Below are 13329 nucleotides of genomic sequence, written 5' to 3'. Positions count from 1 at the left end.
CGCGCGTGCGTGGCGCCGCAATGTCTCCCGCAACCGCAAACGCGGCCACAAACCCCCAAACCACGCCCGATCAAAGGCGAGATCGTCCGCGTCATCGAAGCCGACATCACCGTCACCACCGAACACGGAACCCGCACCGAGCGGTACCGGCTGGTCACCAGCCTGCTCGATCCCCGCACCGCACCGGCCGAGCAGCTCCTCGCCCTCTACGCCCGCCGTTGGGTCGCCGAAACCGGCATCCGGGAAATCAAAACCGTGCTGCTGGCCGGGCGCGCGCTGCGCGGCCACACCCCCGCCCGGGCCATGCAGGAACTATTGGCCACGCTGTGCGTCTACCAAGCGGTCCGGCTGCTGATCTGCCGCGCAGCCCTCACCCAGGATCTGGACCCATCCCGGATCTCCTTCACCGCCGCCCGAGACACCGCCCAACACGCGATCACTACCACACCCGCACAAGCCCACCAGCACCTCGACTGGGCCGGTCAGGACCTCTGCAGACAGCTGATCACCCACCACACCAGCCACCGGATCTTCCCCCGAGCCCTGAAAAACACCCTGCCCCGCTACTCCTGGCGAGGCCGGACCCAGCAACTGACCAGCACCAACGCCAGCTACCAGGTCCAGATCACACCCCCCGCCAGCCCCGAAACCACAACCCACACCCCAGCCCAACCCCGAGCCGCTTAAGTCCCAGGCATTGCAAGTAACCGGGGCACGGGCGCCCTCGTTCCGCGACGTCCTGAGCGGTGAGCGGAAGGTCTGGTTGGGGTCAGGGGAAGGCATCCGAGTGCTTCGCCGTCTTTCCCGGATGATCTCCATCGACGAACATCCCCGCATCGCGTGAGCGCGAACCGTCGTCACCAGCGGTGAGGTACTCGGTGCGAGATGAGACTGCTGCGACCGGAGGGTCGCTGTTCGGGACGGGGCCGAACGGGATCTTCCGCCGCACGGTACCGAAACCGGAGGAGCAAACCGACCGGCGGATGCCGCGCGTGCTCGGACTGCCGCAGCTGACCATGATCGGCGGCGGCGCCATCATCGGCGCCGGGATCTTCAGCCTCGCCGGGGCCGTCGCCCGCGACGTCGCCGGGCCCGCGGTGCTGGTGTCGTTCCTCGCAGATCGACTGGTTCGGGCCGTTCCCCGGGCCGGACATGATCGGGCAGCCGGGCCTGGCGCGCTCCCGGAACCTGCGGATGATGGTGTTCAACGGGTGGGACATCATGGTCGCCAACCTGGCCCTGTTCGCGGTCCTGTTCATCGTCCTGATCCGACCCGGGCAGCTGATGGGTGGGGACACCCTCGATCGGCACAGCCGCTCGAAGGTTTCCCTCACCACGCCGAATTTCACCCGACGGGAGGCGAGTGATGGGGTTTGCGGAGCGGTTGCGGGCCGAGTTGGCGTTCGACGGCCTCCCCGGGCGGGCCGGGTTCGCGGCCTGGGACCTCGACGAGCAGGAGCCCGTGCTGGTCGATGCGGAGCAGGTCATGCACGCCGCCAGCACGATCAAGGTGCTGATCATGATCGCCGCGCTGCGCGCCGTGCAGGAGGGGCGGATCGAGCTGGACGAATACGTCGAGTTGCCCGCCGAGCGGGTCGGCGGGTTCGGCATCCTGCGGGAACTCCCCAGCGTGGCGCGGATTTCGCTGCGTGACCTGATCACGCTGATGATCGTGATCAGCGACAACGCCGCCACGAACGCGGTGATCGACGCGGTCGGGTTCGAGGCGATCCGGGACTGCGCCGCCGACTTGGGGTGCACGGCGACCCGTGTCGAGCGCCGGCTGATGGACCCCAACGCCCACGGCCGCAACGAGACCACCGCGCTGGACCAGGCGCGCGTGCTCGACGCGTTGGCCAGGGGAGCGGCGCTGCCACCGGAGCTGACCGAGCACGCGCTGGAAGTCCTGTCCAAGCAGCAGGTTCGGGACCGGCTGCCCGCGTTGCTGCCGGAAGGGGCGCAGTGCTGGAACAAGACCGGCGAGCTGCTCGGGCTGCGCCACGACGTGGGGCTGATCGGCGCCGACCGGCCACGAGCGGTGGTCGCGGTGCTGGTCGACGAGCTCACCGACGAACGCTCCCGCACCGGCTACCGTGGAGGCCCCGCCTGCGACGTCATCGCAGCCCTGGGAGCAGCGGCATACCGCGCGCTGGCGTGACCTGGGCCGCGCGGGGCGGTTGACGACCGCCGAGCTCGTGCATTCCACCGTCGCGGGTCAGGACGCCGGTGGCGTCCGCGTAGATGATCTCGCCGGTCCGGTCGTCGCCTTTACTCGGCCATCCAACAAGATCCAAAATAACTCGAATGCGTGTTCTAAAAACGGTCTATAAAGTGCTAGAATGTTGTTGTCGGGCAGGGGGATTGGGCGCATTCGGACCACTGTGGACCGTCGTTTCGATGGGCGGGTCGCTGTGGCGTTGGATGCTGCCCTCGACTGCGGGAAGGGGTACTCGTGGACGGTGTGCAGATCAGTCTCGGTTCGTTCCTCGACTACATGCGCAGCACGCCGCGCGGTTGCGCGGGCATCGTTCGGGACCAGCGGGAGATCTACCTCGACGAGACGAGCATGGCGTGGGCGTTCTACGGGCCGTTTCGGTTGGCGCTGCAGCGGGCGGTGACCTCGCCGGACGCGGTGGAGATCGTCGCGGCGGCGGTGCGGCAGGCGCGTCCGGTGCAACAACCGCACTTCCGGCAGCTGCATGCGGGATTCGAGCGCTGGTGGGGGCGCGCCAAGGTCACCGGCCTCCCGGCCGTCTCCACGCGTTGGGAGATCGGCGGGCTCGCGATCACGATCTCGGAGCGCAGCTCGCTGGCGTTGCGCCACCGGGGCGGTCGGACCGAGGTCGTGCTGCCGTACCTGAAGGAGCCGCAGTTGGGCACGGATTCCGCGAACCTTGCGTTGCGGGTCCTGGAGTGCGCGATGCCGGCTCTGCGGCCGGGTGCGACGCCGATGGTACTCGACGTGCGTCGCGGCAAACCGTTGCGCCTGCGCAAGAACGCGAACCGGGTCGAGCTGGACGCGCTGCTGGCCGCCGAGGCGGCCAAGTACCTCGCGCACTGGACGGCCGTGGCCGGAGCGCCGGTCGCGTCGAGTGACGTGGTGTTCCGGCCGAGGCCGGTGTCGGAGAGTTCGCGGGCGGCAGGTATATAGGGGTTGCGGGAGCTGTGTCAACCGCTCGCGGGTTGGGGCCCCTGGATTTTCGGGGGTCCCAACCCGCGGTGATTTCCTGTTTCGGCGTGGTGAATGGGGTATTTACGCGACCTGCAGCGGGACGAGGACGGTAGTTCTCGAAAGGACTGCTAACCGCGCCGCCGTGCAAAGCCGCTCCCGGAACTGCCTTCGGCGTCAACTGCGGCGGGGCTGGCGGTGCATCAGGCCGAAGCGGGACCACTGGGTCTCGGCTGCCTCAATGGACCGGCGGGTCCGCTCGGGATCCACAGTGGACAGCTGGGCGGCGATGGCCTGGGCGACCGCCAATCCCGGTGCGAGCGAGGGGAAGAACGCCACGCCCTCGGCGGGGATCAGCACGACCTGCTCGGCTGCGGCGGCCAGCGCAGGGCTGGCCGCGTCGGTGAGGGCGAAGACCCGGGCGCCGCGGTTGCTTGCCTCTTCGGCCGCCGTCACCGTGCTCTGGTACAGCCGCCAGAAGCTGATCGCCACCAGCACGTCGCCGGGCTCGATCCGGGACACCGAGTTGGCCAGGTCGGCGTCGTCGCGCACCACCGTCGCGTCGTACCCGGCCAGCCGCACGTTGTGCCCGAGCGCCGAGCCGACCGCGACGTAGCTGCCGTTGGCGATGATCAGCACCCGCCGGGCCTGCGCGATAGCCTCGGCGATGGTCCGGATCTGCTGCTCGTCCAATCGTCGGTTCAGCACGGCCAGCGACTCCAGGTCGCGGCGCAGCGACGCGGTCCCCAACTCGCCCTCGGTGCGCTGCGCGGCGGCGACTTCCGGGGCGCTCAGCGAGGACAGGTAGCGCGCCCGCAGTTCCTGCTGCAGGTCCGACCAGCCGCTGAAGCCGAGGGCCTGCGCGGTCCGGCTCACCGTCGCGACGTTGACCCCGGCCAGCTCGGCGGCCTCGGCGGCGGAGCTGTAGGACGCCCGTCGGGGCTGCGTCAGCAGCACCTCCAGCACCGACGCGCCCTTGCTGCGCAGTCCGCGCTCGGGCACGCGCCCGCGCAGCCAGGTCTCGAATCCGTCGGATTCCCCGGCCGCGCTGCTGGTGGCGCTGTCGGTGGTCATCGCGTTCCTCTCGTCGGTCGATCGATGCGCGCCGATGCGCGCCGATACACACTGTAACGAGGCTAAGACGCAACAGGTATTGCATATCTAGATAACTGCACTATATGTTGCCGGTCACTTCGTTCGGTGCTGTGAACTCTCCTGGAGGCACCTCGTGTCCCTGCTAGCCCGGTTGGACCGGCTCCCGCTGAGCCGGCCGCACTACCTGCTGTTGCTGCTCGGCGGGCTCGGCTACACCTTCGACGGAATGGACTCCGCCGTGGTGGCCTTCCTGTTGCCGAGCGTGCAAGACGAGTGGGGGCTGACCAATGCGCAGCTCGGCCTGATCGGCTCGGCCACCCCGTTCGGCTTCCTGTTCGGCGCCACCTGCGCGGGGCTGCTCGGCGACCGCATCGGCCGCCGCAAGGTGATGATGTGGGCGCTGGCCGTCTACGCGCTGTTCTCGATCGTCGGCGCGATGTCGCCGAACTACGAGGTCTTCCTCGGCGCCCGGGTGCTCGCCGGGTTCGGCGCGGGTGCGGAGAGCGCGATCATCGCGCCGTTCCTGTCCGAGTTCGTCCCCGCCACCCGGCGCGGCTGGTTCGTCGGTGCCCTGGCCGGGTTCTTCTCCTTCGGCTTCGTCGCGGCCGCGCTGCTGGGCCGGTTCGTGGTGCAGCCGGTGCCTGACGGCTGGCGCTGGGCACAGGTGATCACCGCAGTGCCGATCGTGATGCTGCTGTGGTGGCGGCGCTCGCTGCCGGAATCGCCGCGCTACCTGCTGGCCAACGGCAGGACCGCCGAAGCCGAGCGGGTCGTGCTCGACCTGGAGCGCAAGGTGCAGGCCGCGACGAAGGCGCCGCTGCCGCCGGTGCCGGAGGCGGTGTTGGAGAAGCCCGCCGAGGCGCGCAAAATCGGCCTGTTCTCCGCGCTGAAGTACCTGTGGACCGGCCGGATGGCGCGGCGCACCGCGATCACCTGGCTGATCTGGTTCGTGATCACCTTCTCCTACTACGGCTTCTTCACCTGGATCCCCACACTGCTGGTGCAGCAGGGCATCACGATCACCAAGAGCTTCGAGTTCTCGATCATCATCTACCTCGCGCAGGTGCCGGGATACTTCTCGGCGGCGTGGCTGGGCGAGTTCCTGGACCGCAAGAACACCATCGCGCTGTACCTGGCGGGCGCGGCGGCCAGCGCGTTCTGGATGTCCCAGATGACCGATCCGGTCATGATCACGACCTCGGCGGCGGTCCTGTCGTTCTTCCTCAACGGCACGTATGCGGCGGTGTACTCCTACACCCCGGAGGTGTTCCCGACCTGGATCCGCGCGTCGGGCACCGGACTGTCCAGCGCGTTCGGCCGCGTCGGCAGCATCATCGCGCCGTCGGTGATCGGCATGTCCGCCGCTTCGCTGGGCTTTGCGGGCGTGTTCGGCATGACCACGGCGGTGCTCGCCGTCGGAGTGGTTTGCACCCTGCTGTTCGGGTTGTCCACGGCAGGCCGGTCGCTGGAGGACCTGACCGAAACCGACACGCGGAAGGCGGCCACCCGATGAACTTGTCCACTGTGGAAAAGCGAATCCGGCAGGAGGTCGGCGTCCGGCTGTTCACCGTTCTCGCCTGGCTGCCCGGCCGGTGCGTGCTGCACCGGGCGCACACCAGCCACCCCGAGCAGTACCCGGTGGGCGGCGAGAAGTCCGTCGAGGTCGCCGCCGACTGGCTGGACCGTTGCATCCGGCAGCAGAAGCCGTTCTTCGGGCCCGACGCCGAGTCGGTCCGCCAGGTCTTCGCCGACCACGCGCTGATCGCGGAGCTCGGTTGCGGCTCGGTGATCAACGTGCCCGTCATCGGCACCGACGGCACCACGCTGGGCACCCTCGCCCTTCTCGACGCCGAGCACGCCTACGGTCCGGCCCAGGTGGACCGGGCCGTCGAACTGGCCGCGCTGGCCGTTCCCGCGCTGGCCGAACTCGTCCAACGCCTCGACAACAACCAGGAGGAGTCGAACTCGTGACCGCCCTGCTGCTGCGTTCCGGAAAGCTGCTCGACGTCGAATCCGGTGAGTACGCCGAAGGCGACCTGCTGTGCGTGGGTGGCCGGATCGCCGAGACCGGCCCCGGCCTGACCGCGCCGGAAGGCGCGCGGACGGTGGAGCTGGGCGGCGCCGCCGTCCTGCCCGGGCTGATCGACGCGCACGTGCACGTCACCGCCGCCACCGCCGACCTCAGCGCGCTGCCGTCGTGGTCGCCGTCCTACGCCACCGCGCATGCCGCGCAGATCATGGGGCGGATGCTCGACCGTGGTTTCACCACGGTCCGCGACGCCTCGGGCGCCGACTTCGGGCTGGCCGACGCGCAGGCCGAAGGTCTGATCCGCGGGCCGCGGCTGGCGTTTTGCGGCAAGGCGCTGAGCCAGACCGGCGGGCACGGCGACGGCCGCCCGCGCGGCACCCAGGTGCACGACGGCCACCAGTGCTGCGCCGGGCTGGGCAGGATCGCCGACGGCGTGGACGCGGTGCGTGCGGCGGCGCGCGATGAGCTGCGCAAGGGCGCGCACCACATCAAGGTGATGGCCAGCGGCGGGGTGGCCTCGCCGACCGACCGCATCGATTCCACCCAGTACTCGATGGACGAACTGCGGGCCATCGTGGAAGAAGCCGACGCCGCAAACCGCTACGTTGCCGCGCACGCCTACACGGCGCGCTCCGTGAGCAGGGCGCTGTGTGCGGGTATCCGGTCGATCGAGCACGGCAACCTCATCGACGAGTCCAATGTGGCAGAGTTCCTGGAGCACGACGCGTTCCTGGTGCCGACCCTGGTGACCTATTGGGCGTTGAAGGCCGAGGGCCGCGAGTTCGGGCTGCCGGAGGAGAGCTGGCGCAAGGTCGACGACGTGCTCGGGGCCGGGTTGGCGGCGCTGGAGATGGCGCACCGCGCAGGCGTCAAGATCGTCTACGGCAGCGACCTGCTCGGCGGCATGCACCGCCACCAGAACGAGGAGTTCCGGATCCGCAGCGAGGTCCAGCAGCCGCTGGACATCATCCGCTCGGCGACCAGCACCGCCGCCGACCTCCTCGGCATGACCGGCGAGATCGGCACGCTGCGGGTGGGTGCCCTGGCCGATCTGGTGGTCCTGGACGGCGACCCGCTGGCCGACATCGCCAACCTCGCCGACCCCGAGCACATCCGCCACGTCGTCCAGCACGGTGCTCTGGTGTGAGCCGTGATGACGATCCGTAGCTGAAGCCCGGTTCCGTCACCCGGGGTTGGCGCAATTTCGCGAGAAATGTGCCTTCACCCGGGTGACGGTCGATTTCTCGCGAAATTGCGCCGCGTCGGGACTCAGCCGAGCACCGGGTCCCAGGACGATGCCAAGCGGGCCAGCGCGGTGCCGAGGCCGTTGGGACCGCGGAGGACGCTCGGTGCCGGGGCGAGCGGGTAGCTCCGGCGCGTCACGGTGCCGGAGCTACCCTCAGAAGTGCTCGGGCGGTTTTCACCGCAAGCCGAGAGTGCGGCTCAGGCTAGGGGGCTGGGCTTCTGCGGTAGCGAGCGCGAAGTTCGCTCGTGCCGAACTACCCGTACGAGTTCCGCCAGCAGATGGTGGATCTAGTGCACGCGGGGCGGTCGGAAGAGCTGGCTCGTGAGTTTGAGCCCTCGGCGCAGACGATCCGCAACTGGGTGCCCCAAGACGAGATCGTCGCCAAGGAGTTCAACGGTCCCCGCAAGCAGCCCGAATACACAAGATCGGGCTCTATGAAGCCCTGCGCAGCCGCACTTGTCCTTGTCATGTGTCGGCTGAGACCGCCTGGAGCTGGGCGACGGCGTCGGCGTATTCCTGCACGATCCGGTCCACGATCTCCGCTGCGGGGAGCACGTCGTCGACCAGCCCCGCGGACTGGCCCGCTTCGACCTTGCCTCCCTTGAGATCGCCGTGCAGCGCCGCGTCGCGCAGCGTGCCGCCTTGGAACGCCTTCCGGCGCAGCTCGAGGTCCGAGCCGGACTCCTCCAGCTCGATCATCCGGTCGGTGAAGTCGTTGCTGATCGCCCGGATCAGCCCCAGACCTCGCCCCACGGTCTTGGTGCCGTCGACCCCCGCGTCGACCACAGCCTGCTTGTAGTCCGAATGCACCGCGGACTCCGCACTCGCCAGGAACCGCGTGCCGAACTGGGCGGCTCCCGCACCCAGCGCCAGGGCCGCCGCCAGCCCATACCCGTCGGCCACACCGCCGGAGGCGATCAACGGCGTGCCCGGCACGGCTTTGCGCACGGCGCGCACCAGCACCTGGGTGGTGACCAAGGCCGGCGGCGGGTGTCCACCGGCCTCCGCGCCAACCACGACGAGCCCGTCGACCCCGGCGTCGACCGCCTTGCGCGCGTGCTCCGGGGCTGCCACGACGTGCAGGCACGTGGTGCCGATGTCCTGGAACCGCCGCAGGTAGCGCCGCGGCCCGCCCTGGGAGGCGATCAATACCGGCGGTCTGCGCTCGACCAGCAGGTCCATGACCTCATCCGCCCCGGTCCGGTACAGCGGTAGGTTCACCGCCCACGGCGCGCCCGTGCCGTCGGCCATTTCGTCGAGCGTGCGGGTGAGATCGCCGATGCGCATCGGTCCGGCTGCGACCACGCCGAGCCCGCCCGCGCGGCTGACCGCCAGCGGCAGCGCCGAATCGGAGGACGCCCACGACATTCCGGCCTGCACGATTGGCAGATCGATGCCGAGCAACTTCGTCACGGAGGTGATAATTTGGCTCACTGGTGCACCCCATCGCCGGCGCCTTCGGTCTCCAGCAGTTCGCGGGCGTGCGCGGCGAGCTGGTTCTTCTGGATCTTGGAGCTGGCGGTCATTCCGATGCGCTCGAAATCCGGCAGGATGCGCAGATACCGGGGGACTTTGAAGCTGGCCAGCCGTTGCCGGGACCAGATCAGCAGCTCGTCCTCGCTGGCGGTGCCGGATTCGTTGAGCACAACGAACGCGAACGGCACCTCCATCAACCGCTGGTCGGGGACGCCGACGACGGCCGCCTGCCGCACCGCGGGGTGCCCCAGGAGCGCGTCCTCGACATCGGCCGGGGCGACGTTCTCGCCGCCGACCCGGATGATGTCCTTGGTGCGGCCAACGAAGCGCAACCGCCCGTGCTCGTCGAGGGAGCCGATGTCGCCGGTGGACAGCCAGCCGTCCGGGCTGATCGTCTCCGCGGTCTGCTCCGGTGCGTCGAGGTAGCCGAGCATGACGTTCCAGCCCCGCACGAGGATCGAACCCGGCTCGCCGGGAACGCAGTCCCGCTCGTCGTCGAGCGCCCTGATACGCACCTCAACGCCTGGCTCGACGCGCATCGCACCGGAGGCCCGCACGGCTTCGTCCTCCCACCAGCAGGACTGGGCGACGTTGGGGGAGGCCTCGGAAAGGCCGTAACCGGCAACGCATTCGCGGGCGCCGAGCTCGTCGATGACGCGGCGGATGATGCTGGGCGCGCCGGCTACCCAGGCCCCGCGCAACCGCAGATCGCGCACGGTGCGGTCCGGGTGGTTGAGCAGCATCAGGGCGATCGTGTCGTTTCCCGAGAAGTGCGTGCAGCGTTCGGCTTCCATCAGCCGCAGCGCCTCCGCGGCTTCGAATCGCGGCATGGTCACGAGAGTGGTCGCGTGCTGGATCGAGGCGAGCACCGAAAGCGTGCTGCCTGCGACGTGGAAGAACGGGCGTGCGCTGTGGAACCGGTCGCCTGGTCGCAGACCCAGCCGCGCACCGGAGAAGAACCCGTTGGCGCACATGCTGCGGTGGGTGAGCAGCACGCCTTTCGGGCGGGAGGTGGTGCCTGACGTGTACTGAACGAGCAGCGGGTCCTCGGGTGCGGCGACCGCGCCGGGGTCGAGGGCACCGGAGTCGAGGAAGTCCGTCCAGGCTGTCGCCCAGCCCGGAACCGCGTCGCCGAGTACCACGACCTGCTTCAGGTTCGGCAGGGTGCGGCAGCCGCCTTCGCCGAAGCCGAGTTCGTGGAGCATGGCCAGGAAATCGACGCGGAGCACCCGGTCGGCGACGAACAGCGCGGACACCTTCGAGTGTTCCAGGGCGTAGTGCACTTCGGCGGCGGTGAACCGGGTGTTCACCGGCACCGTGATCGCCCCGACCGAGCCCAGCGCAAGGAACAGTGCCATCCAGCGTGGCTCGTTGCCCAGGCAGATCGCGATCCGGTCGCCCTTGCCGATTCCGGCTGCCGCGAGGCCCGCCCGGACGCGCGCGACATCGTCGGCCAGCTCGCCGTAGGTCGTGCGCGTCTCAGCGGTGATGACGGCTTCGACATCGGGAGCCAGCAGCGCGGCGCGGTCCAGCGCCTCGTGCGTGGTCAGCGGGCATGATGTCCGGAGTTCCATCAGCTCTCCTCGCTGTTGTTCGCCCGGTTGCGGAACCGCTGGAAGCCGTCACGCCAGCCGCCGTCGGCGAGGTTCTGCTCGATCGCCGACATTTCGATGCGGATGCCGCGGTCCAGGTCGGTTTCGGCGCCGAGGTCGACGGCCCGCTTGGTCAGCTCGATCGCCAGCGGCGGTGCCTTCGTGATGTGCGCTGCCACTTCGGCGCCGGTCGCCGCGAGCTCCTCGGCGGGCACGACCTGCGCCACCACGCCGAGGTCGAGCGCTTCGGCGGCCCGCATCGGACGGTTGGTGAACAGCAGTTCCTTCGCCCGCCGCTTGCCGATCGCGCGTTGCAGGCGTTGCGTCGCCCCGACCGTCCCCCAGTGCGGCTCGGGAAAGCGGAACACCGCGTCCTCGGCGGCGATGGCGAAGTCGGCGGCCATCGTCAGCTCGCCCCCCGAGCCCACGATCGCGCCGTGCACGAGTGCCACCACGGGGTGGCGGCACTGCTCGATCGCGGCGTAGGCGGCGAACGAGGCGATGCGCCTGCGCCGCACCCACGCCGCTTCCTTGCCGGTGCGTTCTTTCAGGTCGGCACCAGCACAGAAGGACGGTCCCTGCGCGGACAGCAGCACCACGCGGGCGTCGGAGTCGTCGACCTCTTCGAAGACCTCCCGCAATCGCAGGCACATCGGCAGGTCTACGGCGTTGCGGGCCTCGGGGCGGGCGAGCCGGACGTGTGCGACTCCGTCGGTGATTTCCAAGTGCACCCGGCTCTGCGGTGCTTCTGGTTCGTGGGGGCGGGTCATCAGAGCACCCCTTCCCGGTGCAGCTCGGCGATCTCGGCGGCCGTCATGCCGAGCCGGTCGGCGAGCACGGTTTCGGTGTCGGCGCCCAGCAGCGGCGGCGGATCCGCGGCTGGTGCCGCCGCGCCGGCTTCCCGCAACGGGGTGCGCAGGGCGGCGAACTCGCCCTCGGTCGGGTGATCAAAGGTGGCGACCATATCGCGCGCGCGGGTCTGCGGAGCTTCCAGCGCCTCCCGCACGGTGCGGACCTCGCCGACCGGCACCTCGGCAGCGCGTAACCGCTCCAGCAGCCAGTCACGGTCGTGCCGGGCGATGGCTTCGGTGAGCGAGTGCATAACCCGCTCCCGTTCGGTGACCCGGCCCGCGTTGCGCTGAAGGGACGGGTCGCCGGCCAGCTCGTCCAGGCCGAGCACTTCGCATAGCGGGAGCCAGTGCTGGTCGCTGCCGCTGATGTGCAGCCAGCCGCCGTCGGCGGCCCGGAAAGCGGCCGACGGGACCCGGCCGGGATGTTCGGTCCCGGTGCGGACCGGGTCCTGGTCCAGGGCGAACAACCGGGCCGCGTTGAGCGCGTGCAGTCCGAGTTGGGCGTCCATCATGGACACATCGAAGTGCCGTCCCCACCCGTGGCCGCGCCGACCGGCGAGGCCGGTGAGCACCGCGATCACCACCCACAACCCGGAGGTCATGTCGGCGACCGGAATACCGGTCTTGGCAGGTGGTCCATCCGGCGTCCCGGTCATCGCCATGATTCCCGACAGGGCCTGGAAGATCGTGTCGTAGCCCTTCCGGTCCCGGTCGGGGCCGGTGCGGCCGAACCCGGTGGCGGAGACGTAGACGAGGCCGGGATTGCCCGCAGCCAGATCCGCGTAGCCGAGGCCGAGCCGCTCCATCGTGCCGGGCAGGAAGTTCTCCACGACGACGTCCGCGTCGGCGGCCAGCCGCCGGGCCAGCTCCGCGCCGCGCGGGTCCTTGAGGTTCAACGTGATCGAGCTCTTGCCCCGGTTGAACGCGAAGAAGTACGCGCTTTCCCCGGCAGGCAGGCGCGGTTCGAAACGGCGTGTCTCGTCGCCGGAACCAGGACGCTCGATCTTAAGCACCGTCGCGCCGAGCTCACCCAGGATCTGCGTGGCCATCGGAGCGGCCAGCACCCGCGAGAAGTCCAGCACCGTGATGCCCGCCAGCGGCTGCCCGTCGCTCATTCGCGGAACCCCCGCATCAGCGCGTTCACGTCCTGCCCGGCGCGCATCGCCGCGTCGGTGGGCAGGTCGGCGACTCGGTAGAAGAGTTCCTTCGCGGCCCGCAACGCGCGGGGTTGCACGGCCGCCCAGCCGTGCGCGATCTCCAGCGCGGTGGGCAGCACCTCGGCGGGTTCCACGACCCGGTTGACCAGGCCGTGCTCGGCGGCCTCGGCCGCGGTGAGCATTCGGCCGGTGCTGATCAGCTCGAAGGCGAGCTTGCGATCCAGGTGGCGCTGCAGGCCGGTCATCACCAGCGCGGGAACGATCGAGTGCCGTGCCTCCGGGTAGCCGAACTTGAGGTCGGTACCGGCGACGACCATGTCCGCGCCGATCGCCAGCCCGGCCCCGCCGCCTACCGCCGCGCCGTGCACGGCGGAAACAACCGGAGTGCCCATCCGCTGCATCTGCGTCTGAAGCCGCGCGGTGAGCTCGGCGCGTTCCAGGACGGCATCGGGATTGTCCGGGGTGAGCGTGCTGAACTCATTCAGGTCGGCACCGGCGCAGAAGCCGCGGCCGTTACCGTTGAGCACCACCGCCCGTACCGCCGGGTCGCGCTCGGCTTCGGCGAGCGCAACGCTCAGCGCGCGGGTGAGCGCGGTGTTGAGGGCGTTGCGCTTGTCCGGCCGGTTGAGGGTCAGCACCCGCACGGTTCCCGCATCCGCGGCTCGGTCGGTGACCAGCAGGACTTCCTTGGTCTGCTGTGAGTCGTTCGGCACG

At 69.8% G+C, this 13329-nt stretch carries 13 protein-coding genes; 6 read left to right on the top strand and 7 right to left on the bottom strand.

From position 1 onward, the window contains the following. The first annotated feature begins 9 nt into the window (after positions 1-9). A complete protein-coding gene (locus DL519_RS14085; protein WP_190815351.1) occupies positions 10-687 on the top strand; it encodes a transposase in 678 nt (225 codons plus the stop codon). Between the two features lie 170 nt (positions 688-857). Here the strand turns inward: DL519_RS14085 and DL519_RS14080 are convergent, their stop codons facing one another. Further along, positions 858-1259 carry a hypothetical protein gene (locus DL519_RS14080; RefSeq protein ID WP_190815349.1) on the bottom strand — a complete coding sequence of 134 codons (402 nt, stop codon included), beginning with the start codon at positions 1257-1259 and terminating at the stop codon, positions 858-860. Between the two features lie 107 nt (positions 1260-1366). Between DL519_RS14080 and DL519_RS14075 the strand changes: the two genes are divergently transcribed. Next, the gene (locus DL519_RS14075) at positions 1367-2158 is read left to right on the top strand and encodes a serine hydrolase (protein WP_223838952.1); all 792 of its coding nucleotides are present in this window, start codon (positions 1367-1369) and stop codon (positions 2156-2158) included. A 294-nt stretch (positions 2159-2452) separates the two neighbouring features. Beyond that, a complete protein-coding gene (locus DL519_RS14070) occupies positions 2453-3151 on the top strand; it encodes a hypothetical protein (protein ID WP_190815345.1) in 699 nt (232 codons plus the stop codon). Between the two features lie 195 nt (positions 3152-3346). On the opposite strand, the gene DL519_RS14065 is transcribed toward DL519_RS14070, so the two are convergent. Further along, positions 3347-4243, bottom strand: a complete 897-nt coding sequence (locus tag DL519_RS14065; RefSeq protein ID WP_190815343.1) for a MurR/RpiR family transcriptional regulator — start codon at positions 4241-4243, stop codon at positions 3347-3349. A gap of 154 nt (positions 4244-4397) precedes the next feature. Between DL519_RS14065 and DL519_RS14060 the strand changes: the two genes are divergently transcribed. Genes DL519_RS14060 through DL519_RS14050 form a run of 3 tightly spaced genes read left to right on the top strand, consistent with a single transcriptional unit; the run spans position 4398 to position 7440 of the window. After that, positions 4398-5777 (top strand): MFS transporter, encoded by a 1380-nt coding sequence (locus DL519_RS14060; RefSeq protein ID WP_190815341.1) that lies wholly within the window; start codon positions 4398-4400, stop codon positions 5775-5777. Continuing rightward, positions 5774-6235, top strand: coding sequence for a GAF domain-containing protein (locus DL519_RS14055; RefSeq protein WP_190815339.1), 462 nt, complete (start codon positions 5774-5776; stop codon positions 6233-6235). The genes DL519_RS14060 and DL519_RS14055 overlap by 4 nt, the downstream gene beginning before the upstream one ends. Continuing rightward, complete coding sequence (locus DL519_RS14050; protein ID WP_190815337.1) at positions 6232-7440, top strand: metal-dependent hydrolase family protein; 1209 nt, start codon at positions 6232-6234, stop codon at positions 7438-7440. The genes DL519_RS14055 and DL519_RS14050 overlap by 4 nt, the downstream gene beginning before the upstream one ends. 564 nt (positions 7441-8004) lie before the next feature. Here the strand turns inward: DL519_RS14050 and DL519_RS14045 are convergent. Genes DL519_RS14045 through DL519_RS14025 form a run of 5 tightly spaced genes read right to left on the bottom strand, consistent with a single transcriptional unit; the run spans position 8005 to position 13328 of the window. Next, positions 8005-8973 (bottom strand): NAD(P)H-dependent flavin oxidoreductase, encoded by a 969-nt coding sequence (locus DL519_RS14045; RefSeq protein ID WP_190815335.1) that lies wholly within the window; start codon positions 8971-8973, stop codon positions 8005-8007. Then, positions 8970-10589, bottom strand: coding sequence for an AMP-binding protein (locus DL519_RS14040; RefSeq protein WP_190815327.1), 1620 nt, complete (start codon positions 10587-10589; stop codon positions 8970-8972). Before DL519_RS14040 ends, DL519_RS14045 begins: the two co-directional genes overlap by 4 nt. Continuing rightward, positions 10589-11377: an enoyl-CoA hydratase/isomerase family protein gene (locus tag DL519_RS14035; protein WP_190815324.1), complete on the bottom strand. Its 789-nt coding sequence runs from the start codon at positions 11375-11377 to the stop codon at positions 10589-10591. Before DL519_RS14035 ends, DL519_RS14040 begins: the two co-directional genes overlap by 1 nt. After that, positions 11377-12573, bottom strand: a complete 1197-nt coding sequence (locus tag DL519_RS14030; protein ID WP_190815322.1) for a CaiB/BaiF CoA transferase family protein — start codon at positions 12571-12573, stop codon at positions 11377-11379. Before DL519_RS14030 ends, DL519_RS14035 begins: the two co-directional genes overlap by 1 nt. Then, positions 12570-13328 (bottom strand): enoyl-CoA hydratase/isomerase family protein, encoded by a 759-nt coding sequence (locus tag DL519_RS14025; protein ID WP_397544946.1) that lies wholly within the window; start codon positions 13326-13328, stop codon positions 12570-12572. Before DL519_RS14025 ends, DL519_RS14030 begins: the two co-directional genes overlap by 4 nt. Position 13329 lies beyond the last annotated feature (1 nt).

The sequence above is a fragment of the Saccharopolyspora pogona genome (assembly GCF_014697215.1).
GTDB classification, from domain to species: Bacteria; Actinomycetota; Actinomycetes; order Mycobacteriales; family Pseudonocardiaceae; genus Saccharopolyspora; species Saccharopolyspora hattusasensis.
This window is presented reverse-complemented; position numbering and strand designations above follow the sequence as displayed.

What these genes read in the sequence shown, in the direction of transcription:
- DL519_RS14080 (WP_190815349.1), bottom strand. Translation starts at nt 1,259, where the DNA reads ATGAACAGGACCGCGAACAGGGCCAGGTTGGCGACCATGATGTCCCAC.
- DL519_RS14040 (WP_190815327.1), bottom strand. Translation starts at nt 10,589, where the DNA reads ATGGAACTCCGGACATCATGCCCGCTGACCACGCACGAGGCGCTGGAC.
- DL519_RS14065 (WP_190815343.1), bottom strand. Translation starts at nt 4,243, where the DNA reads ATGACCACCGACAGCGCCACCAGCAGCGCGGCCGGGGAATCCGACGGA.
- DL519_RS14030 (WP_190815322.1), bottom strand. Translation starts at nt 12,573, where the DNA reads ATGAGCGACGGGCAGCCGCTGGCGGGCATCACGGTGCTGGACTTCTCG.
- DL519_RS14075 (WP_223838952.1), top strand. Translation starts at nt 1,367, where the DNA reads ATGGGGTTTGCGGAGCGGTTGCGGGCCGAGTTGGCGTTCGACGGCCTC.
- DL519_RS14035 (WP_190815324.1), bottom strand. Translation starts at nt 11,377, where the DNA reads ATGACCCGCCCCCACGAACCAGAAGCACCGCAGAGCCGGGTGCACTTG.
- DL519_RS14055 (WP_190815339.1), top strand. Translation starts at nt 5,774, where the DNA reads ATGAACTTGTCCACTGTGGAAAAGCGAATCCGGCAGGAGGTCGGCGTC.